General features: G+C 61.5%; 27 protein-coding genes and 1 riboswitch. Of the genes, 14 read left to right on the top strand and 13 right to left on the bottom strand.

Annotated features, from left to right (window positions below; all coding sequences use genetic code 11):
- Window positions 1-32: 32 nt before the first annotated feature.
- The 5 genes from ACFULT_RS04415 to ACFULT_RS04395 all read right to left on the bottom strand — a co-directional run bounded on the left by ACFULT_RS04415 (window position 33) and on the right by ACFULT_RS04395 (window position 6,456).
- Window positions 33-989 carry a glycosyltransferase family 2 protein gene (locus ACFULT_RS04415; protein WP_378480735.1) on the bottom strand — a complete coding sequence of 319 codons (957 nt, stop codon included), beginning with the start codon at window positions 987-989 and terminating at the stop codon, window positions 33-35.
- Window positions 986-1,606, bottom strand: coding sequence for a WecB/TagA/CpsF family glycosyltransferase (locus ACFULT_RS04410; RefSeq protein ID WP_378480734.1), 621 nt, complete (start codon window positions 1,604-1,606; stop codon window positions 986-988). The genes ACFULT_RS04415 and ACFULT_RS04410 overlap by 4 nt, the downstream gene beginning before the upstream one ends.
- 142 nt (window positions 1,607-1,748) lie before the next feature.
- Window positions 1,749-2,900, bottom strand: a complete 1,152-nt coding sequence (locus ACFULT_RS04405) for a hypothetical protein (RefSeq protein WP_378480733.1) — start codon at window positions 2,898-2,900, stop codon at window positions 1,749-1,751.
- Window positions 2,901-3,010: 110 nt separating this feature from the next.
- Entirely contained in the window at window positions 3,011-4,501 is a 1,491-nt protein-coding gene (locus ACFULT_RS04400) for a sugar transferase (RefSeq protein WP_378480911.1), read from the bottom strand.
- Window positions 4,502-5,136: 635 nt separating this feature from the next.
- Window positions 5,137-6,456: a UDP-glucose dehydrogenase family protein gene (locus ACFULT_RS04395; protein WP_378480732.1), complete on the bottom strand. Its 1,320-nt coding sequence runs from the start codon at window positions 6,454-6,456 to the stop codon at window positions 5,137-5,139.
- Between the two features lie 359 nt (window positions 6,457-6,815).
- Here ACFULT_RS04395 and ACFULT_RS04390 point away from each other — a divergent pair, with 359 nt between their 5' ends.
- From ACFULT_RS04390 to ACFULT_RS04360, 7 genes are all read left to right on the top strand, one after another.
- Entirely contained in the window at window positions 6,816-7,067 is a 252-nt protein-coding gene (locus ACFULT_RS04390) for a hypothetical protein (protein WP_378480731.1), read from the top strand.
- An 81-nt stretch (window positions 7,068-7,148) separates the two neighbouring features.
- Window positions 7,149-7,336, top strand: a riboswitch (cobalamin riboswitch).
- A gap of 63 nt (window positions 7,337-7,399) precedes the next feature.
- Complete coding sequence (locus tag ACFULT_RS04385) at window positions 7,400-8,407, top strand: ABC transporter substrate-binding protein (protein ID WP_378480730.1); 1,008 nt, start codon at window positions 7,400-7,402, stop codon at window positions 8,405-8,407.
- Between the two features lie 373 nt (window positions 8,408-8,780).
- Window positions 8,781-8,993 (top strand): hypothetical protein, encoded by a 213-nt coding sequence (locus ACFULT_RS04380; protein WP_020110622.1) that lies wholly within the window; start codon window positions 8,781-8,783, stop codon window positions 8,991-8,993.
- 34 nt (window positions 8,994-9,027) lie between these two features.
- Window positions 9,028-9,573, top strand: a complete 546-nt coding sequence (locus ACFULT_RS04375; RefSeq protein WP_378480729.1) for a GNAT family N-acetyltransferase — start codon at window positions 9,028-9,030, stop codon at window positions 9,571-9,573.
- A gap of 526 nt (window positions 9,574-10,099) precedes the next feature.
- Window positions 10,100-10,852: an SDR family oxidoreductase gene (locus tag ACFULT_RS04370; protein WP_378480728.1), complete on the top strand. Its 753-nt coding sequence runs from the start codon at window positions 10,100-10,102 to the stop codon at window positions 10,850-10,852.
- 16 nt (window positions 10,853-10,868) lie between these two features.
- Window positions 10,869-11,726, top strand: a complete 858-nt coding sequence (locus ACFULT_RS04365) for a helix-turn-helix transcriptional regulator (RefSeq protein WP_378480727.1) — start codon at window positions 10,869-10,871, stop codon at window positions 11,724-11,726.
- Between the two features lie 18 nt (window positions 11,727-11,744).
- A complete protein-coding gene (locus tag ACFULT_RS04360) occupies window positions 11,745-12,380 on the top strand; it encodes a DUF1109 domain-containing protein (RefSeq protein WP_378480726.1) in 636 nt (211 codons plus the stop codon).
- Window positions 12,381-12,410: 30 nt separating this feature from the next.
- On the opposite strand, the gene ACFULT_RS04355 is transcribed toward ACFULT_RS04360, so the two are convergent.
- The 4 genes from ACFULT_RS04355 to ACFULT_RS04340 all read right to left on the bottom strand — a co-directional run bounded on the left by ACFULT_RS04355 (window position 12,411) and on the right by ACFULT_RS04340 (window position 17,935).
- Window positions 12,411-13,565: an acyl-CoA dehydrogenase family protein gene (locus tag ACFULT_RS04355; protein WP_378480910.1), complete on the bottom strand. Its 1,155-nt coding sequence runs from the start codon at window positions 13,563-13,565 to the stop codon at window positions 12,411-12,413.
- Window positions 13,566-13,682: 117 nt separating this feature from the next.
- Window positions 13,683-14,861, bottom strand: a complete 1,179-nt coding sequence (locus ACFULT_RS04350; RefSeq protein WP_378480725.1) for a CaiB/BaiF CoA transferase family protein — start codon at window positions 14,859-14,861, stop codon at window positions 13,683-13,685.
- A complete protein-coding gene (locus ACFULT_RS04345; protein ID WP_378480724.1) occupies window positions 14,858-16,567 on the bottom strand; it encodes an acyl-CoA dehydrogenase family protein in 1,710 nt (569 codons plus the stop codon). Before ACFULT_RS04345 ends, ACFULT_RS04350 begins: the two co-directional genes overlap by 4 nt.
- Window positions 16,568-16,570: 3 nt before the next feature.
- On the bottom strand, window positions 16,571-17,935 hold the full coding sequence (locus ACFULT_RS04340) for an MFS transporter (RefSeq protein WP_255122742.1): 1,365 nt from the start codon (window positions 17,933-17,935) through the stop codon (window positions 16,571-16,573).
- Between the two features lie 158 nt (window positions 17,936-18,093).
- Here ACFULT_RS04340 and ACFULT_RS04335 point away from each other — a divergent pair, with 158 nt between their 5' ends.
- A complete protein-coding gene (locus ACFULT_RS04335) occupies window positions 18,094-19,023 on the top strand; it encodes a LysR substrate-binding domain-containing protein (protein WP_378480723.1) in 930 nt (309 codons plus the stop codon).
- A gap of 9 nt (window positions 19,024-19,032) precedes the next feature.
- Here the strand turns inward: ACFULT_RS04335 and ACFULT_RS04330 are convergent, their stop codons facing one another.
- Complete coding sequence (locus ACFULT_RS04330) at window positions 19,033-19,362, bottom strand: hypothetical protein (protein WP_378480722.1); 330 nt, start codon at window positions 19,360-19,362, stop codon at window positions 19,033-19,035.
- Window positions 19,363-19,375: 13 nt separating this feature from the next.
- Complete coding sequence (locus tag ACFULT_RS04325) at window positions 19,376-19,933, bottom strand: TetR/AcrR family transcriptional regulator (RefSeq protein ID WP_378480721.1); 558 nt, start codon at window positions 19,931-19,933, stop codon at window positions 19,376-19,378.
- Window positions 19,934-19,973: 40 nt separating this feature from the next.
- On the opposite strand from ACFULT_RS04325, the gene ACFULT_RS04320 reads away from it, so the two are divergent.
- The 3 genes from ACFULT_RS04320 to ACFULT_RS04310 all read left to right on the top strand — a co-directional run bounded on the left by ACFULT_RS04320 (window position 19,974) and on the right by ACFULT_RS04310 (window position 22,395).
- On the top strand, window positions 19,974-21,218 hold the full coding sequence (locus tag ACFULT_RS04320) for a KasA/KasB family beta-ketoacyl-ACP synthase (protein ID WP_378480720.1): 1,245 nt from the start codon (window positions 19,974-19,976) through the stop codon (window positions 21,216-21,218).
- Window positions 21,219-21,291: 73 nt separating this feature from the next.
- Entirely contained in the window at window positions 21,292-21,723 is a 432-nt protein-coding gene (locus tag ACFULT_RS04315; RefSeq protein ID WP_378480719.1) for a hypothetical protein, read from the top strand.
- A 117-nt stretch (window positions 21,724-21,840) separates the two neighbouring features.
- Window positions 21,841-22,395, top strand: coding sequence for a hypothetical protein (locus ACFULT_RS04310; RefSeq protein WP_094654959.1), 555 nt, complete (start codon window positions 21,841-21,843; stop codon window positions 22,393-22,395).
- On the opposite strand, the gene ACFULT_RS04305 is transcribed toward ACFULT_RS04310, so the two are convergent.
- A complete protein-coding gene (locus tag ACFULT_RS04305) occupies window positions 22,392-22,580 on the bottom strand; it encodes a hypothetical protein (RefSeq protein WP_378480718.1) in 189 nt (62 codons plus the stop codon). The genes ACFULT_RS04310 and ACFULT_RS04305 overlap by 4 nt on opposite strands.
- 96 nt (window positions 22,581-22,676) lie before the next feature.
- Complete coding sequence (locus ACFULT_RS04300) at window positions 22,677-23,237, bottom strand: TetR/AcrR family transcriptional regulator (protein ID WP_378480717.1); 561 nt, start codon at window positions 23,235-23,237, stop codon at window positions 22,677-22,679.
- A gap of 77 nt (window positions 23,238-23,314) precedes the next feature.
- On the opposite strand from ACFULT_RS04300, the gene ACFULT_RS04295 reads away from it, so the two are divergent.
- The 3 genes from ACFULT_RS04295 to ACFULT_RS04285 are packed head-to-tail and all read left to right on the top strand — an operon-like array spanning window position 23,315 to window position 25,981.
- Window positions 23,315-24,112, top strand: a complete 798-nt coding sequence (locus ACFULT_RS04295) for an SDR family NAD(P)-dependent oxidoreductase (RefSeq protein WP_378480716.1) — start codon at window positions 23,315-23,317, stop codon at window positions 24,110-24,112.
- Between the two features lie 32 nt (window positions 24,113-24,144).
- A complete protein-coding gene (locus ACFULT_RS04290; protein WP_037111776.1) occupies window positions 24,145-25,095 on the top strand; it encodes an alpha/beta hydrolase in 951 nt (316 codons plus the stop codon).
- A 49-nt stretch (window positions 25,096-25,144) separates the two neighbouring features.
- Window positions 25,145-25,981 carry an alpha/beta fold hydrolase gene (locus ACFULT_RS04285; RefSeq protein ID WP_378480715.1) on the top strand — a complete coding sequence of 279 codons (837 nt, stop codon included), beginning with the start codon at window positions 25,145-25,147 and terminating at the stop codon, window positions 25,979-25,981.
- Window positions 25,982-25,998 lie beyond the last annotated feature (17 nt).

The following is a 25,998-nucleotide window of genomic DNA, read 5'->3' as shown; positions in this document are numbered from 1 at the left end:
TTTCCCTAGAGGATCTGCAACTAGCTGACTTTCTATGGACGCTGTTTATCTGGGCCAAGTACTACACAAGAAGCGGTGCTCTTAACCCCCTGTCGAACCCCCAGATATAATCCCGAAAGAGCGACGACAAGTGCAGGCCACCGCAGGCCAGACCAACGCTCACGCATTAGCCCAAATGCTTGCGCTACCTGCCGACCACTCTGCGTAGCGAATGCGCCTCGTAGAAGAATCACACCGACAAAGTCGGCATAGGCCACATTGTCCATCTCTTCAGCATGCCGCTTTAGAAATCGCAAAGATGAGTCGGGGTCGTATTGCTTTGAGACCGACCCCACGGACGCCTGCGCCACGTGGACCAGTGGCTCGTTGAGAAAGACACTCGTGACATCAGAGCGCTTTTCAAGACGCAGGGCGTAATCCCAGTCTTGATGCTTTCGCAGCGTGCTGTCCCAACCACATGTCCGTGCCACCTCAGAACTGACGATGAAACTACTGGATTGAACAAGGCTGTAACCGAAACGAAGACCTGGCCTGCGCACCATGTACGAGGCCAGGGACTCAACCTCTGGATTGTATGGAACTCCTGGCAAGCGTCTTAGATCAGACGCGCTATGGAACCAGGCAGATCCAAAGCAGAAATTCGCCCCGGCGCCCCTCATTACCGCTACCTGGGCTGCGAGCTTGGTCGGCTCCCACCAATCATCGTCGTCAAGAAACGCTATAAAGTCGCCTGAGCCGATTCTCGCTCCCTCATTGCGTGCGGCTGCGCCGCCATGGCCCCTATTTGGAACGACACTGGCACTATGTCCGACCATATTCACGACAGTTTCGTACATATCAGGTCGATCAACTACCACAATTATTTGTGTGTCGACGTCTTTTTGCTTGGCGGCACTCAAAACTGCACGCGATACCTCCGGACGCCCGATCGTTGGAATGACAACAGTGATTTGTACGCGGTTGGTTTTACCGTCTTCTGCACTAATCATTTAGATTTTCCTCTGCGCGCGACTAGAACTGCAAGAAAGATTGGCTCGACAAGGTATCGGAAGAATAACCGGCGCGGGTCGCGGACTAGCCGGAAAAGCCACTCCAACCCCAGATCTCCAAGAAATCGAGGCGGCATTTTTTGAAATCCGCTTAACTGATCGATGGCGCCACCGACGGTAGCGTACACCGATTCAGGCAGGAGACCATAGTACGTGTCCAAAATAATTTCTTGTTTGGGCATTCCGAGCCCCAAAAGCACAAGATCGGGGCGAAACTGAGAAAGTTCTTCGAATTCGCTGATTATCAATTTCGTTAAACCCTCATACCCGTCCCAGCCTTGGACAAGTACTTTCGGCATTGTTCTAGAAAACCGTTCTTGGAGTGCAAGGTTCGAAGCAGGTGACGCTCCGATTATCGCAATCTTTTTGATTCTACTTGGCTGAGCGTCTTCTAACTCAATGATCCAGTCGCACGATCCGACTCGAGGGACTGGGTGTTCCTTGTCTTTTCTTCCACCGAGACGCATAAGTAAGGTTAAGGGAAAACCGTCTATCAGCACCACGTCCGCAGATTGAAAGCTTCGCTTGAAATCGCTATTCGTATATGACAGATACACGCTATGGAGATTATGATTAAGAAGTCGTCTCTTTCCGCTGGAAGAGGATAGCCAGTTCACAATTTGCGTCGCGCTACCGGGAGTTACATCGACGCCCAAAACTGGCACTAGGCGGTGTATAAAATTGTGTTCTTGTTCCGAGCTAGTTTTCATGATTTTTCCTGATTGAAATCTCGGTTACCAATCCAGTCTTAATTCCGTCTCGGTGCTCAATCTCCTTAAACTGGCACACGGATGCACTGACATGGCGTGATAGATCCGCCACGACAGCCGACGCATTCGCAAGCGCCTCTGCGCTCTCATTTCGCTGAGGCACTACGGCGTTAAAGTCCAATGAATCTTCTATCGGATTTGAAAGTATCATGGTCGTAAGTCCGAAATATTCGAGATGCGTCCGGACCTTGTGCTCATCATCGGAGCTTATACATATGGCTTGTGCACCTTCTGTAAGCCCAATTATGAGCGCGTGGATTCGATTGCTGCACACGAATCGTGACTTCACTAAAAGGCCTCGGACGATTATTTCCTGTTCAAGGTGAGGAGTAGTTGAAGCCCACGCTATGTACTCCCACCCTTGGTCCTTGGCCAGTTTTTGCATCGCGACTTGGTCGCGTCGAACCTGGCAGTAGACTATTACTTTCAGTTCATACCGCTCAGCCATCTCACGTATCCGTTTGATTGCGTATTCATCGAATGCATGCCCACGATCTGATCTGTAGGTGACTGCGAGCAGCGTTCGGCGGTACCCATCTTTATCCTCAGATGGTTTCTCGATTGCCCAGTCAGGCACGAGTTTTCCGCCGCCAAATTCGTCGCGAGACGCAACGTCTCTCCAGCTGCCTATTGAGGTAGCTAAGTTTGCGACCCGCACCGCTAGTTTTGCCAGGACTGCGATTGGTTGTGTAACGCGATTATCGAGCGCTGTACCCGTCCGCACGACCGCCCCGCCGCGTAAACGAATGATCGCCGCGGGTGCCCACAACGACATATAAGCAACCGTGGTTTTTAAGTTAAGCTGCACTTCGCCCGGATTAAAGACCAGGACCGGCGGTCGACGCTGCAGTGTGTTCATGACCATAGCTAATAGCCATGCCGTTTTGCTCGTGTAAACATGTGCATCTACCGGGATTCCGAGGCCTTTGATAAAGCCCGCAGATGCGGAACCTACGTAGACATGGAGAGACTGTCCTTCGGTATCGCGCTGGTTTAGAAGAACGTTCAGAAGCCGGCGGCGGAGCACAACGTCTCCGAGATTGTCGTCTTGACCGGTGGACCAATAGAATACGTTCAGCATTAAAGCTCTTTTGTTTGATCTCAACCGTCAGTCCTCTTTCGGCATAATTCACTTTCAGGCCAAACATACAATCAACGAAGTGAACCGCAGATATCCTGCGTCGAGGTGAACTAGTAGGCTCCAGAGCTCCCCGCAACTGCCTTCACCGTCTTGGCAATAATCAAAAGGTCACCGACCATCGACCAGTTCTCGACGTACGAAAGATCGAGACGCACAGTCTCTTCCCAGGAAAGATCCGAACGCCCGCTCACCTGCCAGAGTCCAGTAATCCCAGGCTTTACCAGGAGGCGCCGGCGAACCTCGCCGTCGTAGGTTTCAACCTCGCGACGCAAGGGCGGACGAGGGCCGACGACGCTCATCTCTCGCCTCAGCACGTTCAGGAACTGCGGCAATTCGTCGATGCTGAAGCGGCGCATGAACTTTCCAACCTTGGTGACACGCGGATCGTCGCGCATCTTGAACAGCACGCCGCCCTCGCTCTCGTTCTGCGCGAGTAGAGCGTCGACCTGCTTGTCTGCGTTCTGGACCATGCTGCGGAACTTGATCATGTCGAACGGCTTGCCGTCGATGCCCATGCGCTCCGACTTGTAGAAGACCGGACCGCGGCTTGTGAGCTTCACGGCCAACGCTGCGACAAGGAGAACGGGGGTGATCATGAGGAGAACCGCACTGGCGAATGCAAAGTCGAACGCTGTTTTGCTGAAGCGCGTTGCGCCGTTGTACTGCGGCTTCTCCACGTGGATCAGAGGAAAGCCAGCAACGGGTCGCATCACCAATCGCGGGCCGGCAACGTCAACCACGCCAGGCGCGACCACTAGGTCTACGTTCTTCTTCTCGAGGTCCCAGACCATCTTGCGAATGCCCTTGGTTCCCAGGTGCTCAGTGGCGGTGACGGCCACCGTGTCGGCGCCGGACTTTTCGATTGCGTCGACCACGCTGTACTCATCACCGAGGATCGGGATCTCGAATCCGTCGACCGTGATGGCATCGCGCTCGGGCTCGTAACCGGGCAGGCACATTCCCACCACGCTGTAGCCTGCGGCGGGGTTCCGCTCGAACTGCTTAGCCATCGAGACAGCTGCCTTGCGGCTTCCGACGATGAGCACGGCAGTCTGGTACTGACCTCTACTGCGCTTCGAGGCGACGGTCTTACGCCACGCCCATCGGTTCAGCAGAAGACCGAGAAGTCCCACGGGCAGCGCGATCGCCAGATACAGCCGAGCGATATCGATCTTGAAGAGAAGCGACAGAATCGCGATCACGCCGAACAGTCGGAACGTCGCGGACACGATGCGGCGGTATTCTTCCGCGCCGTTGCCGATTACCCTGGGCGAGCGGGTACGGAAGATCGCGAGAAACGAGATCCAGATTGCTGCCAGCAGGACCGATACTCCGGTGTAGCTCGCGAAGGCGCGTGCTCCCTCGGACTGTAGCTCGCCGAACCTGATCAACTGAGCTGCGGCAACCGCAGCGATGACAACGACAACGTCCGTGACACGAAGCCTGTCGACGTACTGATGCTCCCAGACACGGCGAGAGGTAAGTCGTCTCTCACGCTTCGGTGCCTTCTGTAGCGTGCCCCCGCCCGGAGTCCGCTGCACTGATCCGATAGTTGCCACCGACTCCCCTCCTCACTCTGCTCCCGCAGCTCGAAGGCCGGCGGACTGTCGTCAATGAACCGTGGCTCGACACATCTGCACTGACGTGAGGGAACCGATCGCTACCTGCCCGCTGCTCGAGCATTCAAATTTTCGCACGCAATCGGAAAAGCGACTCTCCAAGTGGGTCACATCACAGAATGATTACGTCGACCCAACTGGTTTACCACACCCGCAATCTTGCCCGTGGGCAAGTTTGTGAGATTTCCCGACGCGAGATGCATCGACAAAAATTCAACTTTCGTTACAGCCAACTCAGCCAGAGGCCAAGTTTTGTGAGTCTCACTGCGACACAACGGAAGTCTGCGTAAGTTTCACAACTTCGCCTCGTTGAGCGAGCTTCATTTACATCGTCGAAACATGCAAGTGCGCCTGATTTTTACACAAGACGTCCAATTGCTTCGACAAACCTTCCATGCGGCGCGTCGTTAAGCACAAGCGGTCATTGTGCCGGTTTTGCTTGTCCCGCACAAACGTCAAATAGAAATTGTTAATTCACATGAATGACGCTGGTTTCACGCAATCTTCAAAACCCGAGTTGAGCGTCTTGAATGGGCTGAAACAAGCTTCGAGGACGGTTACGGACGCCCTAGCCCGCGGTAAGTCCATCCAGCGGCCCGCCACTCGTCCGGGTCGAGACAGTTCCGGCCGTCGATCAAGGTTTTGGACCGAACCACTCCGTCGAGGTCCGCCGGCTTCAGCGCCTTGAACTCTTTCCACTCTGTCAGAACAAGCACTACGTCAGCGCCCTCGCACGCCTCGAGGGCAGACGAGCTGTACCCCAGCGTCGGGAACAGCGCACGCGAGTTGTCCATGGCCTTCGGATCGAACACGTTGACTGCCGCACCCTGAAGCTGAATCTGGCCGGCGACGTTCAGCGCAGGAGAGTCGCGCACGTCGTCGGAGTCCGGTTTGAACGCCGCACCGAGGACGCCGACGCGCGCCCCGAGGAGAGACCCGCAGGCTTCCCTGGCCAGCTCCACCATGCGGGTACGTCGGCGCATGTTGATGTTGTCCACCTCGCGCAGGAATGTCAGTGCCTGGTCGGCACCGAGCTCGCCGGCGCGAGCCATGAAAGCTCTGATGTCCTTGGGAAGGCAACCACCGCCGAAGCCGATGCCCGCATTCAGAAACTTGCGGCCAATCCGGTCGTCGTGGCCGATCGCGTCCGCCAAAACCTTCACGTCGGCGCCGGAAGCCTCGCACACCTCGGCGATGGCGTTGATGAACGAGATCTTGGTGGCCAGGAAGGCGTTGGCCGAGGCTTTGACCAGCTCGGCCGTCGCCAAGTCGGTGACCAGGAACGGAATCTTCTCGTCGAGCAATTGGGCATAGACCTCACGTGCCAGGCCTTCTGCACGACCTGACCGGTCTCGGTCCACACCGAGAACCAAGCGATCAGGATGCAGCGTGTCCTTGACTGCATAGCCCTCGCGGAGGAACTCCGGATTCCAGGCGACCTCGACGTCAGCGCCCGCCGGCGACAGCTCACGTGCAAGCGCGCCCAGGCGAGATGCAGTGCCCACCGGGACGGTGGACTTGCCGAAGATGACGGCAGGCGTGGTCAACAGCGGCGCAAGCGTCGTCACGACGGCGTCGACGTAGATCATGTCCGCAGCGAACTCGCCCTTCTTCTGGGGAGTGCCCACCCCGAGGAAGTGGACCTCAGCGAACTCGGCAGCCTCTTCGTAGGAAGAAGTGAAGCGGAGCCGGCCGGCCGCGATGTTGCGTTGAAGGACCTCTTCCAACCCGGGCTCGTAGAAGGGAACCTCCCCAGCCTCGAGCTTGGCCAACTTCGCCGGGTCGACATCGACGCCCAGCACCTCGTGGCCCAGCTCAGCCATACAGGCTGCATGCGTGGCACCGAGATAACCCGTGCCGAAAACGGTGATACGCATCGTTCTGTCTTCCCCCGTAAGAGTGCCGAACCCGAGAGCCGGATGAATACGTCAGAAATATATGAAGGCTCGTCGACGTCGACGGCTTGACCTTGCCTGGCACATAGTAGTCGGACAGCCCGACAGAATGCGCGGCGTGTGCATCCGCCATTTGACCTCGCAGCGCAATAGTCGGTGTTCGAGATCGCCCGCAGGCCAACGAGACACAAACATCGGGTGAACCAAGCGTTGGTCACTTTTTCAGCACTCATTCATGCGAATGACACGTTGGACCGATATGAATCATCACGATCACAACTGTGTACTTCCACCCCTCCGTCACAGACGATGAACACTCCCCAGCCGAAAGAGGTGACACCATGTCCGATGCCCCGCACACGCACATCGAAGACGACGTCCAAATCCTCGTTCGGCTGTGTGGCTACTCCCCCGAACATGCCCGCGCGGAACTGACTGCCTTCTCCTACCGCGAGCGAGCCGGGTTGATCCCTGTTGGGGATGCGCTCGCGACCCTCGCCCGCACACCGGACGAAGGCAACGCCGTCGGCAACCGTCGCCGTTGGCGGGATGCCCTCCGGGGCTCGGCCGCCGCAGGCGAACTGGCAGCGTGACGAGGCACGGTACCGGCGTCGCCCAGCCGTGATAGTTCCAGCGGTAGACCGTCGCCGGATCGGCTCAGGCCTGGGGCGCAATGGTAAATTTCCTCCGCCAGCAGACTGCCTGGGAACAGGTGGTCAGGGAATCCGGTGGGAATCCGGAACTGACGCGCAGCGGTGAGATGGACCGGCGGGGCGACACGCCACTGAGCACGAACGCTCGGGAAGGCGCCTCGTCGGGATGAATTCGAGTCCGAAGACCGGCCGGCAACGCTTCGCCGAAGGCGGAGTGTTCATACCGAGACGGACTCCGCGACCCGAGTCCCCGACGAAGCGAGCGTTCCTGCATGCGCATGGCCACACCCAGATTCACCACCACCGTTCTCGCCGTCCTGATCGCCGGATCGGCAGTTGCCTGTTCCTCTGACAGCGGCGACGCACCCACGGAGAACGACGCCGCCGCGTCTGTGAGCAACTGCGATCGAACGGTCACCATCGACGAACCCATCGAGCGAGCGGTTGCCGTCAACCAGCCCGCTGCCGAGCTACTGCTCGCACTCGGCCTCCAGGACCGGATGGTCGGCTACGCAATCAGCGACGACGGTGTGCTTCCCGAGCTCGAAGACGCGCTTTCACAAGTCGAACCCCTCGATGCCGAGTTCCCGTCGTTCGAAACCGTCCTCGATCGAGACCCCGACTTCGTCTACGCCACCTTCGACTACACCTTCACCTCCGAGGGCATCGCGAGCCGCGACCGGTTCGACGAGATGGGTGTTGCAACCTACCAATCTCCCAGCGAGTGCAGCGGGCAGGAAGCAGAACAGACACGACCGCTGACGCTCGACGATCTCTACGCGGAGATCGGTGAGGTCTCGGCTCTGTTCGGGGTCGAGGAACGCGGCGAAGAACTGGTCACGAGCTTGCGCGATCGGGCTGCCGAGGCGACGACGGATCTCGGTGCCGAGGACGTCAGCCTCGCCTGGTGGTACGCCGCCACCCGCACTCCATACCTCGCGGGCTGCTGCGGCGCGCCCGGACTCATGACATCGGCGGTCGGCGCCATCAACGCCTTCGCCGACAGCACTCAGTACTGGCCCGAGATCAACTGGGAGGCCGTCTACGACCGCGATCCCGACGCCCTCGTCCTTGCCGACCTCGACCGCGGTGGCGACGGAGACAGCGCGGCCGCCAAGATCGCGTTTCTCGAATCCGACCCCGTAGCAAGCCAGCTCACCGCCGTGAAGAACAAGCGATACATCATTCTCGACGGCACCACCATGGATCCGTCCATCCGCAACGTCGGCGGCACCGAGCAACTTGCGGACGGGCTCCGTCGGTTCGGGCTGGCCGGATGAACTCACAGGAGATCCTGGCGAGCTGGGACGCGCAGCAAGCTGGCTGCACTCGTCGAAGCAGGACTGCAGCAGGACCAGAAGATCGGGAGGAAGCGGTTGTCCATCAACCGGGATTTCCTCGAACTACTGGTGCGGTCCGAAGGAGCCCAGGTCAAGAGGACGTAGCAGGAAACTTGCCACATCTCAGGTACATGTAAAAATTTCGGCCAAATCTTTGCATGTCATAACCCGGCCGGGCTCGACGTGCAGTTGCGTCGCCTCACGCTGACCGGGCCTGGCATTGATTCGCTTTACCACCTGGTGAATGCGCGCGGCCGCCTCACGGAACTTGCGCTCGGCTTCTGCCGGTTACGAGTCCACTACGATGCGAGACATGTCCGATCACAGTGACGCCGCCACCAAAGTCGAGGCCCTGTCCGCTGAGCTACGGCAGTTGGACGAGCGGCGTATCACGATCGGTGCCGAGTTGGTAGACCTGCAGTTCGGGCTCGACGCCGAAGCGAAGATCGCCGCAACCTCAGTGCTGAACGACGAGTACTTCGGTCGGCTGTTCGCGCTCGCCGACGAGTTGAAGAAGGACCACTAGTACCGACTCACACACAAGACGAGAGGATCCACCCGTGGCGACGATCAGGCCCGGAACCGCAGCCGACGCAGGCGAAATCGGGGAGATCTTCAGCGAAGCATTCGAGGACGATCCGGTGTGGGCGGCGCATCTTCCCGATTCGTCCTCCCGTCGCCGCGCACTCGCCGAGTTCTACGCAAGCGAGGTCGAGAGCGAACCCGAGCACGTCGATGTCGCAGTCGACGAGGATGGACAGCTGCTCGGCGCACTGATCTGGGAACCTCCCGGCTCCCGCAAAGAATCCCGCAGCTTCAGCCCCACCGAAGCCGGACAGGCACATGATCGAGCGATCGACGATCAGCGGCCTGACGAACCACACTGGTACATCCACGACATCGCTACCTCAGCACGAGCCCGAGGCACCGGAGTCGGCACCACGTTGATTCAGCACCGATTGGACCACGTCGGCTCCGCGCCGGCTTTCCTCGAATCCACGACTCCCGCGAGCCGAAGGCTATACGAACGCTTCGGGTTCGAAGCGCGTGTCACCGACGACATGGTCCCCGGCTCGTCGGCGATGACCCGCCGCCCGTCGAACTGAGCCACACCTGGTTGTACACCTTTCCTCAGCCGAAAGACGTCAGGTGACTGCACCCTCCGGCTATGAGCAGACTGGCGCTCGTTTACTCGCTCGGAGACCGTGCCGGAGCCCGATATGCAGCCGGTAACAATCCGCCGGTTCATGTGCGAAACAAAAGCTTTCAGACTTTTATGCTCGCACCGGTCGCGGGTGCGTGCTGGCTCTGATACCAATGGAGCCGGTACCGGCGGATCACCGATCTCGCTACCTACACCGACCCCAACTCTCGAGGAGTTCATCAGTGTTTTCGTCCAGTGAAATCACCCCTTCCCTTCTTCTCCTGCTCGCTCAGCTGTTCTCGGGGAGCTCCGAGACCGCACCTCCCATCGAGCTCTGAGCCACCCTCACTGGCACCGGCGGTCATCGGCAACGGTGACCGCCGGTGTTCTCGTTTCACCCGAGCCACCGAACGCCACGAAACCCGGATCGCCGGTCCGGGGATAAGCGGGGTGTGGTTCGGCAGCCCGAACGGGCGCACAGTCGAAGCATGAACATCAACGCAAACAACACGATCTTCATCCCCGGCGCTACCTCGGGCATCGGCCTCGGTCTGGCCCTTCGACTCCAGGCCGCGGGCAACACCGTCATCGTCGGTGGACGTCGAACAGCGCTGCTGCGCGAGATCGCAGCCGCCCATCCGGGAATCGACACCATCGAAATCGACACGTCGAGCACGGAGTCCATCTCCGCCGCTGCAGCCACCCTCACCGAGCGGCACCCGGCACTGAACACCCTGGTCACGATGGCAGGAATCATGGAGCCCGAGAACCTCCTCGACCCTGCATCGATCGACGTCGCCGAACGTACGGTCACCGTCAACCTTCTCGGCACCATCCGTCTCGTCCACGCGTTCCTGCCGCACCTGCAGGCCCAGCCGAGTGCCACGATCATGACGGTCAGTTCCGGGCTCGCATTCGTTCCCCTCCCCGTGACGCCCACCTACAGCGCGACCAAAGCAGCCGTTCACTCGTTCACCGAATCGCTACGCGTGCAGCTCACCGACACCGCTGTCCGTGTGGTCGAGTTGGCACCTCCGGCCGTCCAGACGACGCTCATGGGCCAGGAGGACAGCCCGTCGGCCATGCCATTCGACGAGTACCTCGATGAGGTCATGTCGCTGCTCGCCGCGCAGCCCGAGGCCAAGGAGATACTGGTCGAGCGCGTAAAGTGGCTACGCAACGCCACTGCCGAAGGCCGTTACGACGAGGTCCTCCAGGCCCTCAGCGGCCGCAGCCACTGACACAGATTGCCAAGCCATGCCCCAATTTCAGCAGCAGCAACTCGGAGAGTTCCTCCGCAACCGGCGTGACCGCCTGCGGCCCGCCGAAGTCGGCCTGACCGCCGGTCCGCGTCGTCGAACACCGGGATTGCGCCGCGACGAGGTGGCGATGCTGGCGACCATGTCCACCGACTACTACGAACGCATCGAGCAAGGCCGGGGACCACAACCATCCCCGGCCATGCTCGGCGCCATCGCACGCGCACTGCGCCTGACCCTCGCCGAACGCGACCACCTCTACGTCCTCGCCGGACACCACGCACCCGAACCTGCCGTCGCCCTGGGGTTCGCCGACCCCGGCCTGATGACCGTTCTCGACGCCCTCGCTCCCCGCGTGCCGGCGTTGATTGCCGACGACATGCACAACATCGTCGGACAGAACTCGCTCAACATCGCGCTGCTCGGCAAACTAGTCGGCGAAAGCGGTTTTCACGCCAACTTCATCTGGCACTGGTTCCTTGACCCGGACTACCGCGCGCTGTACGCGCCCAACGACCGAGACCACCTGAGCCGCAACTACGTCGCCGACCTCCGCGTCGCAGTGACACGGCGGCCCGATGACACCCGTGCAACCAGCCTGATCGACGAGTTACACCGCGAGAGCGAGGAATTCACGCGGATCTGGGAACTCGGAGACGTCGAAACAGCAGCGAGAACCCGAAAGCGGTTGCAGCACCCACGCGTCGGCCTACTCGACTGCGAATGCGACGTCGTCATCAGCCCGCCCTCCGGGCAACGGCTCGTCCTCTTCCGCGGAGCGCCCGGCACCGATACCCACGAAAAGCTCGAACTCCTCGGGGCAATCGGTATGCAGGAAATCGGCTCCGAACACTAGAGCCGATACGCTGACTCGATGGCGCGAAGGACATCGCTCGACAGTTGGGTCTATCGGCGGCTGACGGCTGAGCCGACCCTGGCCAAACCGCCTGGCCCGATACTCCTGACCTTCGTGACGGTTGCCGCCGCGGTGTGGATCTGCGTCAAGCGAAACTTCTGGCCGTCGCCGTTCGGCGCGCACACCTGGCTTGACCCGCTACTCGCCCACCTGGTCGTCCTCGCAGTCCTGGCCGTCACCGGGCTGATCTGGGCCATCCGAACCCTGTACGTGCTGGGCCGCGACCGCCGGTGGTCCTGGTGGGTACTGCCTGCGCCCATCGTCGTCCTCAGCGCTTTCGCGTTGGTGGTGTGGGGACCTTCCACCACATTCCTCGACAAGCGCGTCGAGTTCGAAGCCATCGCCGTCGACCTTCGGGATAACCCCGGCACGTCCCGCGACGAGTTCGAGATCGGGCCCTTCGACATCAGACGCGCGAACAGCTACACGCGAGGCGAGGTCTACTTCGTCGACAACTCGACCGTCTTCTTCAGCTTCACGAGCGGCTGGGTGTACTCACCGGACCATCCACCGACCGGATCCTCCAGCGAGGACAGCTCCTTCACTCACCTCGACGGCCCATGGTACGAGTACGAATCGGTGTACAGGCTCTGATCGTCGTCGCGCCCTCGTGCGCTGTCGCGGTTATCGGAACGCCGCTTCTCCCGTCATTGCCCTGCCGATGGTGAGTTGGTGCATCTCCGTAGTGCCCTCGTAGGTCAGCACGGATTCGAGGTTGTTGGCGTGCCTCATCACTGGATATTCCAGTGTTATGCCGTTCGCTCCGAGGATGGTCCGACACGTCCGTGCCACGTCGATCGCTTCGCGGACGTTGTTGAGCTTGCCCGTACTGACCTGCTCCGGAGTGAGACCGCCACTGTCCTTGAGCCGACCCAACTGGTACGCCAAGAGATGACCTTTGCCGACCTCCAGCGTCATATCTGCGATCTTGGCCTGCGTCAGCTGATAACCGGCGAGGGGCTTGTCGAACACTTCACGGGACATCGAGTACTCGACGGCCGTTTCCAAGCAGTCACGCGCTGCGCCGATCGAGCCGAACACGATCCCGAAGCGGGCTTCGTTGAGACAACTCAGCGGGCCGCGCAAGCCCTGAGCGGTCGGGAGCATCGCCGACGCCGGCAACCGCACACCGTCCAGAACGAGTTCGGAGGTAACCGACGCACGGAGCGAGACCTTCTTCTTGATCTCCGGCGCGGAGAAGCCCGGGGTGTCGGTCGGCACGACGAATCCCCTAATACCTTCGTCTGTTTGGGCCCAGACCACCGCGACGTCAGCGATCGAGCCGTTGGTGATCCACATCTTCGTACCGTTGAGAATCCAGTCGTCGCCGTCTCTCTTCGCATTGGTTCTCATACCGGCGGGGTTGGATCCGAAGTCCGGCTCGGTGAGCCCGAAACAACCGATGGCCTCCCCGCGCGCCATGGGCGGCAGCCACGTCTGCTTCTGTTCCTCGCTGCCCCACCGGTGAAGTGCGAACATCGCCAGTGAACCCTGCACCGACACCAGGCTACGGATACCGGAGTCGACGGCTTCCAACTCCAGGCATGCCAGACCGTAAGCCGTAGCACTCATCCCGGCACAGTCGTATCCCTCGAGGTGCATTCCCAGAACGCCCAGGGACCCCAGCTCCTTGGCAAGGTCCCGCGCAGGCAGGGTGCCCTCCTCGAACCACTGGGCGACGTGTGGCCGGATTCGATCCGACGCGAACTTCCGCACTGTAGAGCGAATTTCGATCTCTTCGGGTTCGAGAAGCGAATCGAGACCGAACAATTTTTCCATCGAGACAAGAGCGGACAAGATTCCTCCGTATGTTGTGCGTTCGTTCGGCAAGAGAGTTCGCGAGTCTTCGCGTCGGCGTAGTCCGTAATAGGTGACTGTCGTCAGAGGTAACGGTCGTCAGAGGTGACGGTCCTCCGAGAATCGGGCCATGACCTCGTCGGTGTCGGCGCCGAGTTCGGGAGGGGCGCTTGCCATCGTGGGCCGAACTCCCCCGAAACTGATCGGCGACGCTACCTGCTCGAGCGGGCCGATCGACGGGTGTTGCACGGTCTCCACCATCCCCAATGCTGCGGTATGCGGGTGTTCGTAGATCTCGTCGAGATGCAGGATCGGCGACACGGGAACCGCATGAGCGTTGAGCTGCGAACACCAGTACTCGACCGACGCCGTGACGAACACCGACGACAACTCTTTCTCGAGAGCGTCGCGATTGTCGACACGGTCGCGGTTGTGCAGAAACCGCGGATCCGCCCCCAGATCGTCGCGTCCGATGGCACGGCACAGCTGTCCCCATTGAGTGTCGTTGCCGACTGCGACGACGAAATGCCCGTCCGACGCAGGAAATGCCTGATAGGGAACAAGGTTGAGATGTGCCGACCCCATGGCGACCGGCCGCTCCCGGGTGGCGAAGTAGCTCGTCGCCCAGTTCACGTGCAGCGCCAATTGGCACTCGTAGAGCGAGGTCGTGACGTACTGCCCTCTACCCGTCCGCGAACGTTCGTGCAGAGCAGCGAGAATACCGATCGTGCCGAACAGGCCGGCGCCCAGATCACCCATCGCAAAGCCGGCTTTGACCGGCGCGCCACCCGGCTCGCCGGTGAGAGACATCAGCCCACCCGCTGCCTGGGCGAGAATGTCGTAGCCCGGTTCGTCACGCAGCGGTCCTTCGTCGCCGAAGGCCGAGATGTGCAACACGATGAGGTGGGGGTGCCGCTCGGACAGTGCTCGGTAATCGAAGATCTTCTGTAAACCACTGCCGGGCTTGAAGTTCTCGACCACGATGTCGGATTCAGCAAGCATGCGGTGTATCACCGCCTGCCCCTCGTCCGACTTGAGGTCGACCGTCACCGACTTCTTCCCACGGTTGATCGCGAGGTAGTAGGCGGCGTCGTCGCCGACGAACGGTGGTCCCCACGCGCGAGTCGGGTCGCCGCCGTCGGGATGCTCGATCTTGGTCACCTCTGCACCCAGATCGCCCAGGGACATGGTGGCGTACGGTCCGGCGAGGATCTTCGACAGATCGAGCACCTTGATACCGGCCAGCGGTGCCGGCCCCTGACGGGTGGCGTTGTTCATCGCAGCGCACCCACCGTCGAAGCCGCCAAAGAGCTGACGTGCAGCGCGGATTCACGATCGACGGAAGTTCCGTCCACGACAGCCTCGAGATGGCGCAGCGCCTCGGCCGAGACGTCGTCCGAACGGTCGAGGTATGCGTTGGCCACCAACAGTCCGCGGTAGTCACCCGTGGTGGTGATGGAATGGTCTGCCAGGTCGAACAACAAGGTCTGCATGATCGTCTGCGCGAGCGCGTTCGCGTACCGCGCACACCCGGCCTCCGCTGCGTCGTTCGAACCAGCCAACAGACGGTCGCCTCTCTCGACAAGTTGGTCCCACGCGTCGACCAGAACCGCCCGGCCGTCTGCGCACTCGGATCCGAGGTCGGTCAGCATCGACGTCATGGCGGCGGCAATGTGCCGGTGCGCGTCGAACTTCCGCAAACACCGCAACACATCCAGTGCGATGACGTTGCTCGAACCCTCCCAGATGGAACCGAGGTGCGAATCGCGCACCAAACGCGCATGCGCCCACTCCTCGATGTATCCGTTTCCGCCCCGCACCTCCATCGCCTCCCCGGTGACCACGCGCGCCTTCTTGCAGATGAAATGCTTTGCCAGCGGTGTCAGTACGCGAATCAGCTGCTTCGCAGCGGGATCGCCGGCGTCTGCTGACTGCAAGCACTGCGCGCTGTAGCCGACCATCGCCAGGGATGCCTCCGATTCCAGGCAGAGCTCGAGCAGGGTGGCACGCATCAGCGAATGCTCGAACAGGGGTTTACCGAACACGATTCGTTGACGTGTGTGGTCGACGGCGTCACGAACCGACCTGCGCATCAGAGCACTGGCGCGCATCGCATTCGACAGTCTCGACGTGTTGACCATCTCTGCCATCTGCAGAAACCCTCGGTCCAGCTGCCCCACCTGGAGCGCGAACGCTCCGGCAAGAGTGACCTCGCCACTCGGCATCGACCTGGTGCCCATCTTGTCCTTGAGGCGGTCGATCGTATAGCTGTTGCGTGTGCCGTCGGCGAGTGTCTTCGGCACCATGAACATGCCCACCCCCCGGGTGGAACCGTCCTCGCCGCCGGGGAACCTGGCGAGCGTCACGATCACATCGGCATCGGGGTTGGACGCGAACCACTTCTTGCCCGTGAGGCGCCATTCACCGTTGCGCGACTCGGCCACGGTCTCGGTCATCGCAATGTCGGTTCCCGCTTGCGGTTCGGTCATGAACATCGCGCCGGTCATCGAGGTGGCCGGATCGGTGGAAGTGAGACCGTCGATCCACCGATCGAAGACATCAGGATCTCCGAACAACTTCAGAACACGCGCTGCTGCGTCGGTCATCGACACGGGGCAGGCAAGGCCGAACTCTGCTTGAACGAACACGTAGGACGCCAAATACTTAACCAAGTGCGGAGGGGCCGCATCCCAGCCGTGCAATCCTCGGTGCGAGAGAGCCGAGAGGCCGTATCGACTGTAGGCAGCGTCGCACAGTTCGAGATACGCAGGGTGATAGTCGATGTCGTCGACACGGATGCCGTCGCGGTCGAACTGGCGGAGCACCGGCGGGTTCTTGTCCGCGACGGCGGCGAGAGCATCGAGTCTCCCCGCCGCGTCCTCTCCCAGGGTGTCGAGCAGGGCGTCGAGCTTCACTCGATCGTCCCCGTCGGTCCAGCGACGGACAACGGCGTGGAGCGCAGGGTCACGGCGTGCGTAGTTCATTGGTCAGGCCTTTCCGGTGGTGCTGAGTGCCGGTGGTGTCGACGGGTCGTCTGCCGCGATCAGTGCGAGCCGCTTGCCCCGGCGCAGCAGCGCCGTCATGCAGACAACCGACAACAGGACGTAGAACAGCCCGAGACCGACGACCACCCAGATCGAGCCGGTGGCGGTGAGAAGAAATTGCGAGAGCAACGGGGCGGTACCGGCAAAGATCGCCGTCGAGAACTGGTAGGACAGGGAGATCCCGGTGTACCGGACGTTGGTCGGGAACACTTGCGCCAAGATGCCCGCAAGAGCCGCGTAGTACATGGCGTGCGGTGCGGTGGCCAGGATCATGCCGACCATTGCCCATGCCACCGACCCGGTCTGGATGAGGAAGAACATCAGCGGCAGTAGCACCAACTCGGGCAACAGCATCCATTTGATCGCCCTCGACGGGTCGATCTTGGTCGCAAGGATGGCGCCGAAAGGTTGGATGATGACCTGCGCGACCAAAGCAAAGGTGATCACCAGGAGAAAATCTCCGCGGTCGAAACCGAGATCCGTCGTCGCCCACGACAACGCGAAGGTGGTTTTGACGTACGTGATAGCAACGCCGGCGACCACGGCCCCGACGCCCAGGACCAACTCGATCGGGTGCGAACGTAGCACCTGGACCAGCGGCAAACGTGTTCGCTCCTGCTTCGCGACCGCCTTCTGCATCTCGGGAGTCTCGGAGATGTGCAGACGGATGTAGAGGGCGATGACGACCAGCAGCGCCGACGCGACGAAAGGTATACGCCAACCCCATGATTCGAAGACGCTGTCCGACATCGCGGTCAAGGCGAGGAAGGCGACGGTCGCCATCAGGTTGCCGACGGGCGAACCCTGCTGTGCGAACGCGCCGTAGAGGACCTTTTTCTTGGGTGGAGCGAATTCGGTAGCGATGAGGACGGCACCACCCCACTCACCACCCATAGCGATTCCTTGCACCACACGAAGCGTGACCAGCGCGATCGGCGCCCAGATGCCGATGGTCTCGTAAGTGGGTAGCAGCCCTACTCCGACCGTGCCTACGCCCATCATCGCCAGCGTGATGACCACGGCGTTCTTACGGCCGAACTTGTCGCCGAAGTGGCCGAAGATTATGCCGCCGAGCGGACGCGCGAGGAACCCGACAGCAAACGTGGCGAAGGCAGCGAGAGTGCCGACCGCAGGCGAGGCATCAGGGAAGAACAACTTGCCCAGCACAAGCGCCGAAGCGGTCCCGTAGATGTAGAAGTCGAACCATTCGATCGTCGTGCCCGCGAATGCCGTGATGCCGGCCTTGCGCGCCTTCTTCACATCGTGAATCGGCGCCGCGGCGCCGTCACCGTGTTCTGGGAGAGTCACTCGAGTGTCCTGACGTTGAGATGGGTGTCCTACGGGTCTACCGAATGCGATACAGATCACTATTCACGACCTATCTTGTAGAGTCCAAGACGTAATCGAAGTCAATTGAGTGGCACATCGTCTTGATGCTTAATTTGTGCCATTCGCTGGAGGAAAACATGGAGTTGCGGCATCTCGAGGCGTTTCTCGCCGTTGCTGAAGAACTGCACTTCGGCCGCGCAGCAGACAGGCTCCACGTCGCACAGTCACCCCTGAGCCAGACGGTTCGCGCACTCGAACGCGAACTCGGCACCGAGTTGTTCACCCGAACCACCCGCTCGGTGCAGCTCACCGACGCCGGCACAGCACTGCTGGAACCCGTGCGAATGGTCAATGCTCAACTAAACGTCATTCGCAGTGTGGCCCGGTCTGCGCGGACCGGCGAACTGGGTTCGGTCCGAATCGGCTTCGGTGGAGCGAGCGGCTATCAGGCCCTCTCGCGTCTCGCCCGATCCATCGCGGACACTCACCCGGGTATCGACCTGCTCCTTCGGCCTCAGATGTACTCGGGGGAAGTCATCGACGGCTTAGCCGACGGCACACTGGACATGGGAATCGTGGGCCTGCCTGCACCGCCTCACCTGGCCTCCGTGACCGTGAGCGACGAGACGCTCATCTTGGCCGTCCCGGCGGGGCATCGACTGGCCGGGGCGCGTGAGGTCGACCCGGGCGAACTGGTGAACGATCGGTTCGTGTTCTATCCGGCAGAGCACGGGTCGATAGTGCGCGCCGCGACACTGGCCATGTGCGCCGACGCCGACTTTCTCCCCACGATCGCGCACGAGGCACCCGACCCCTACAGCCTGCTCGCGATGGTGGGCGCGGGCGTCGGCGTTGCCGTCGTCGTCGCGTCCACCCGACTGCTCACGATGGACGGCGTCCATTATCTCCCGCTGGCCGGGCCTGCGCGCACGCTCCGAATCGGGATGGCCTGGGACCCTGCCAATCCCTCACCCGCACTCCACGGCGCCGTCGATGTCCTTCGACACTCGTTCGGCGACAACAGAAGTTCCGTACCGCTACCACCGTCACTACCTACACCTCCGTGAACGGGCCGTTCACGCGGAACCGGTGGGCGATCGCCCAAAAGATGCCGACGAAGTAATCCCTCCGAGCGCCCACACCCTCGCTGCCGTGAAGGTGGCCGAAAGAACAAGCACCACAACGAGAGTTGACGCCACTGCTACGTACGGCCGGGTGGTGAAGTCGTACAACCATGCCGTTCCCACACCACAGGCCGTCGCCACGATGCCACCGACCGGCAACAGCACGGCCACACGCTTCGTCCTGCGAGACCCGAGATCGTCGCCGGTGACACGAAGAATCGACCACACCAACAGCAATGCCGCGCAGAACGCGAGAACCGCCCGGGTTGCCTGGACAGGCATACGCAGCAGCCCGCTACCGAGCGGCAACGCTCTCGAAGAGCGCTGCAGCTGCGGCGTCGGTTCGGTGTACATCGCCAGTGGCGAACCGGTCGACAAGAAGACCACGGAATGCCGCGCCCAACACCGTCGCACGCTCCAAGGCATCGTCGAATCCACACCTTCGGAGAGACTCAGCGAGTGCATCGGTGAGCGAATGCACTGTGGCTGCCGCGAAATCACCGAGCACACCGCTGTTGATCGATCCGATTCCGATGACCTGCATCAGGATTCGTGAACTGACGACGTCGTCGCCTACCGTCATCGATGTCCACAGCTCACTCAGTCGGGTTCGCAGGCCGCTGGCGTCGTGGACGTCGCCGAACATTTCCGAGAATGCGGGTCGCTGACTCGCGAGCGCTTGCACGATCAGATTCTCGCGCGACTCGAAGTAATAGATCAGCATGCGCGAGCTCGTTCCGAGCGCTGCCGCGAGAGGCCGAAGGGTCAGATTATCGAGCCCATGCGTCCCGATGTAGTCCACTACCTCGGCGAGGAGTACCGCTCGCTTCTGCTGATCCATTGGCCGCGCCACAGGTTGACTGTACCGGTCGCTACATGTACTCATGGAACGCATGAGTGAACCGATCGCTACACAAACTCTGGCCCGCAACGCCGTCATCACCGGATACACCGCCACGACAGCGCTGGCGGACGACGCCGACGAGACCTGGAAGCTGTTGCTCGACGGCCACAGCGGAATCGGAAAGCTGGAACGCGACTTCGTCGCCGAGTACGACCTGCCAGTCCGAATCGGCGGCGTTCTACAGTTCGATCCGGCCGACCAGTTGACGCGTGTCGAGCGTCGACGGCTGTCGTTCGTCGAACAATTGGCCGTCATCCTCGGCCGGCGGCTGTGGGTAGACGCGGGACTCGAAGACATGGACAGAGACCGACTGGCAGTCGCCGTCGGAACAGGGCTGGGCGGCGGCGACGCGCTGATCGGCGCGGTCGACGCCATGCGCGCCGGCGGACACCGGAAGGTCTCGCCCATGTCGGTTCCGATGGTGATGCCCAACGGGCCTGCCGCACACATCGGCCTCGAGATCGGCGCCAAGGCCGGAGTATTCACACCCGTGTCTGCGTGCTCGTCGGGATCCGAGGCATTGGCTCATGCATGGCGACTCGTTTCGACCGGGGAAGCCGACGTCGTCGTCGCGGGTGGCGTCGAAGGGAACATCGACGCGGTTCCCATCGCAAGCTTTTCGATGATGCGAGCGATGAGCACGCGCAATGACGAACCGACGCGGGCGTCACGACCGTTCGACCGAGACCGCGATGGATTCGTGTTCGGCGAAGCAGGGGCGCTGATGATCGTGGAATCGGAAGAGCATGCACGCGCACGCGGCGCTCGCATTCATGGTCGACTGCTCGGTGCGGGCATCACCTCCGACGGCTACCACATCGTGGCCCCGGACCCGGAGGGCAACGGAATTCGCAAGGCCATGACCAAGGCCTTACACGTCGCAGGTCTGGAGAACACGGACATCACGCACGTGAACGCCCATGCCACCGCGACACCGATCGGCGATGCATCCGAGGCCACCGCCATTGCAGCCGTAGCGAGGCATGCATCGGTCTATGCGCCGAAATCTGCTCTGGGACACTCGATCGGCGCAGTCGGTGCGCTCGAAGCAATCCTGACCATGCTGACCATCGAGCACGCCGAAGTGCCGCCAACACTGAACCTCGAAAACCTAGATCCAGCAATCGACCTGGATGTGGTGACTCATCGTCGTCAGCAGAACATCGACTACGCCCTCAGCACGTCCATCGGTTTCGGCGGGCACAACGTCGCGCTGGCGTTCGGGCGGGCGTGAGCCCACCGACGAAGACGTTCCGCAATGATCTGTGTAACACGCGCCGGCCTCGAACCGACCAAGTGGAATGAAAATGATCCGGCTTGCCCGCTATGCCTCCGTCCTCGCTGCCTGCGCAGGCGCGGCGGTGTTCGCTGCCCCGAACGCGTCCGCAGAGGTCGTCTCACTCGACATCCTCCCCGGGCTGAGCTTCGGACCGACAACCCCGTACGGCGTCGGATGCACCTATGTCGCCGTCGCTCGAACCGAGAGCTTCTCGGAGCCTCGAACGGACATCGGGCCGATGGATTACAGCATGGTGATGCCCATCGAGGAATTCATGTGGCAGTTCGACGGATACTGGTACTCACCAACGATTCTCGGGCACAAGTTCACTCTGGTGACACCCACCGCACCCGGTGAACACTCACTGATGGCCTACCAGACCTCGGCGGGCGGACCGATCGCGACCATCGACGTCAACCCCGCAGTTCCCGTGGGTCCCATATGCCTGGTCGCGCCCTGAGATGGGCAGATGCTGCACAACGATCCCGTCACAATGAACCACCAGGCCGAGCCCACACGTCACACTGAGGAGTGCTCACCCTGGTTCGGGTGCGAGTGCAGCGAGGATCGGAGACTGATGATTCGACTCGGCAAGGTCGCGGCAATGGTCGCGGCCGCAGTCATGGCCATCTTCGTCGGGTTCGGCGCCGGCGCCGTTGCGCACGCAAACCCGGCCGTCGATCCGGTTTCGGCCCTGCGGTCGGCTGGCGTACCGGCCGAGATCGCTGCGCTGGCCACCGCGCCCACACCTGTCGCAGGCACCGTCGATACCGTCAACCTCGCCCACCCGACGGGCGGATTTCCCGGATCGCGGGTCGACGCCGTCATCGATCACTCGGCCCGCTCCATCACCGTCGTGCAGCGCTGGCTGGAGTACGAGCCGTCGGAACTCCACGCAGGATGGGTCAACCTCAGGACCGGCCAGTCGGGAATCACCGAATTCCTCGGCACCGCACCAGGAACGATCGACGGCCTCTACCCGACCATCGACAGGACCGCCGTATTGCCCACCGGCAGCGGCCCGGTCGTCGTCATGGTCTACGGCCGCATACCAGGATGGTCCGGATTGATCCCCTTGGCGCCCGAATACTTCGGCATCCTCACCCCAGCAGTCGCCCTCATCCAGGTCTAGACGAGCAGCGCAGTCACACCGGCGTCACCCTCGAAGTCCCCTCCTCCGCCGAAATATGCAACACCGAGCGTGGCTCCTTCGTATCCGAAATCGACGTCGAACCCGGTTGTGACCACCGTGTATACCGCTGCCGAGAACGTCACCACGGCAACGACCGTCGCGAGAATTGCTGTGCGTGTACTCATGCGAACACCGACCCCGCTGTCTGCACGATGGACTCGCATCGGTCCATACACCCTGATTCCCACCCGAACTCCGTCGGTAATCGAGTCCACCCGCCGTCAGCCGCCTGGAACACGACCATGAGTCATCGCAGTGACGAGCTGGTCGATCACAGCCCGCGTCGCGGCGGGCGACGGCGTGTGCGTCAGAAGACCTTCGACGACGAACGTCCCGATGCGGATCATTGCGTCTGCCTCCGGCCCGGAGAAGCCCGAGGCGGCTACGTCGACAGCGAAGATCGATTCGGCATACGAGTGAAATCCGTTGTGCCAGAGATTTATGGCTTCCGACTTGATTGCGCGTTCGTGCACGGTGGACACCAACGGCCCCACTCGCTGTAACCGCTCGACAAGCCATTCGAGACGTTCAGCGAGAGGGCGATCGGCGATGTCGGCGTAGTCCGCTGCGTCCTCGGCCACGATCGCCGTCAGAACGGCGACCAGGATGTCGTCCTTGTCCTCGAAATACCAGTACAAGGTGTTGGGCGTGATACCGACAGCTTTGGCCAACCGACTGATGGATGTGCGCTCGAAACCGTCGGTCACGAACAGTTCACGAGCAACGCCGATGATCTCGGCCCGCTTCGCCTCCCTGTCGTGCAGTCCGCGGTTCTTGGGCATGCCAAACATTCTATCTTGAACGCCCATCAAGACACTGCTACCGTTCTTGATGACCATTCAAGAGACGGGGGCCTGCAATGAGCATGACCGGGAGAACAGCGCTGATCACAGGTGCATCGGCTGGCATCGGCGCGCAATTCGCACGCCACTTGGCCGCGGAAGGACACAACCTCGTTCTCGTTGCACGTCGCGAGGAACGGCTCGTCGCACTTGCGGACGAACTGGCGAAGCGGCACGACGTGCGCTGCGACGTCGTCGTCGCTGACCTGACCGACAGCAGCGCCCCGCGCACGATCATCGAACGCACGAACTCCCTCGGCATCGACGTCGACATCTTGATCAACAACGCAGGCATGTCGGGCAACTCGTCGTTCGCGGACGCCCCGTTCGACGCGCTCGCCGCCGAGATCCAGGTGATGATCACCGCTGTCACCGAACTCGCACACCTGACCGTCCCCGGCATGAAGGAACGCGGATACGGACGGATCGTGAATCTGTCGTCGCTGGCTGCCTTCATGCCGCCGGCAGCCAGCCTGCTCTACACCGGCATCAAGTCCTACGTCCTCGATGTCTCGCAAGCTCTCGACATGGAGCTTCGTCCGTATGGCGTCCACGTCACCGCTCTCTGCCCGGGCTTCACCCACAGCGAATTCCACGATGTCATGGGGACCCGTGATGCAGCCACCTCGAAACTACCGTCGATTCTGTGGCAAGACCCCGAAGCCGTTGTGCGGGAGGGCTGGCGGGCAGTCGAGGCGGGCAAACCGGTGTGCATACCGGGCGTCGTGAACAAGGTGACCGCAGCCGCCGCGAAGCCGATTCCCACCCGGCTCGGGTACTTCCTGGGCAAGACCTTGAACCCGTTCAAACACTGACTCGCTCATCGCGAATCGCAAGGAGATACTCGATGACCACCCACGAACGTTCCAAATTCACCCGTACCGAAGCATCATTCACTTCCGACGATATCCGCTGCGCGGCAACGGTATTTCGACCCCAGGCAGCGGGCGCCGCACCTCTGCCGGCGATCGTCATGGCGCACGGCTTCGGCACACCCCGGGCAATGCGCCTCTACGCGTACGCGGAACGTTTCGTCGCCGCAGGCTACGTCGTGTGTGTATTCGACTACCGACACTTCGGTGACAGCGACGGCGAACCACGACAACTGCTCGATGTACCGAAACAACTCGACGACTGGCGTGCAGCTGTCGCCTTCACGCGGACGCTCGACGGAGTCGATTCGAGCAGGATCGTCGGATGGGGAACGTCCTTCGCCGGAGGCCACGTACTCACCCTCGCGGGCACCGGCGTCGAATTTGCCGCTGTCATCGCGCAGGTACCCCACATCGACGGGATCGCCGCCGTCCGTGCAGTCGGATTCCGGCACACGCTGCGTGTCCTGCCCTCGGCCGTCAAGGACGTCGTTCGAGCACTTCGCAAGAAGTCACCGCATTACATCGACAGTGTCGGCCTGCCTGGAACGCGCGCTGTGATGGTCTCGCCGGATGCGAACGCCGGGCGCGATCGGATGATGCAGGAATCCGGCCTCACCCACGGTGACTATCCCCAGACCGTGGCAGCTCGGATTCTGCTGAAAATCGGTTTGTACTCGCCCGGCCGAACGGCGTCGGCGATCGGCTGCCCCACGTTGGTGCAGATCATGTCCGAGGACACGGTGACTCCCGCCTCGGTCGCCCTCCGTGCTGCGCAGAAGATCCGCACAGCCACGGTCCGCACCTATACCGGCGGTCACTTCGATCCCTATGTCGATTTACTCTTTTCGGCAGTGATTCGCGACCAGCTCGCCTTCCTCGCCGAGAACGTGCCGCTCACTGGGCGCTCAGCCCCCACCGCATAGCTGACCGGTTCACCGCTCTCCTTCGTTTCCAGCCGATAACGTGTTGGACATGTCCATCGATCAGGTACCTGTAGCGGGCGGAAGCATCGCCGTCGAGACTCTCTCCGGCACCACCGAACCCATTCTCGTGGTGCACGGGGTCTCCAGCCAGCGCACACTGTGGGGTTGGCTGCACGCGGAGGCTCCGCATCTGACGCTCGTCGCACCGGATCTGCGCGGGAGAGGAGACAGTGCGGACGTCACAGGCCCGTCATCACTGTCCCAGCACGCCGAGGACCTGGACGCTGTTGTCGATGCACTGGGCCAGGATGCGGTGCACGTGTGCGGGATGTCGATGGGTGCGTTCGTGGCGGTCGAGTTCGCAGCCCGCTACCCGTCCAGAGTGAAGAGCCTCGTCCTCGTCGACGGCGGCGTGCCGGTAGGACCGCCCGAGGGTCTGACACGGGAGAACGTTGCAGCAGTGTTCGGGGACAGGATCGCTCGAACACAGCAGCAGTGGAACAGCGTCGACGACTACATCGAATTCTTGGTCTCGACGTCGTTGCCGCTACTCGACCCAGCCGACCCGCTGCTCCGGCAGTACGCCGAACACGACCTGGTCGACGGCTCAGTTCGACTGTCGGTGGATGCAGTCGTCGCAGACGCCACGGACGTGTTCTTCGGCCACTCGAGGTTCGAAGAACTGACAGTGCCCATTCGATTCCTGCACGCGCAGTGGAGCGTCGGAGCCGATTCCCCGCCGATGTACTCACCGCAGGACATCGAGGCCGTCGACATGACCTCCGTCCGCCCGTTGGCCGGACTCGATCACGCCGGAACGATCATGACCTCGGTCGGTGCTGCAGCTGTAGGCGCGATGATCGACGAGGCAGTGCGGGGAGGGTAATCGCGTGCGATGACTGA

This window comes from Rhodococcus sp. NPDC057297, from assembly GCF_042667435.1.
In the GTDB taxonomy this organism is placed as follows: domain Bacteria; phylum Actinomycetota; class Actinomycetes; order Mycobacteriales; family Mycobacteriaceae; genus Rhodococcoides.
This window is presented reverse-complemented; position numbering and strand designations above follow the sequence as displayed.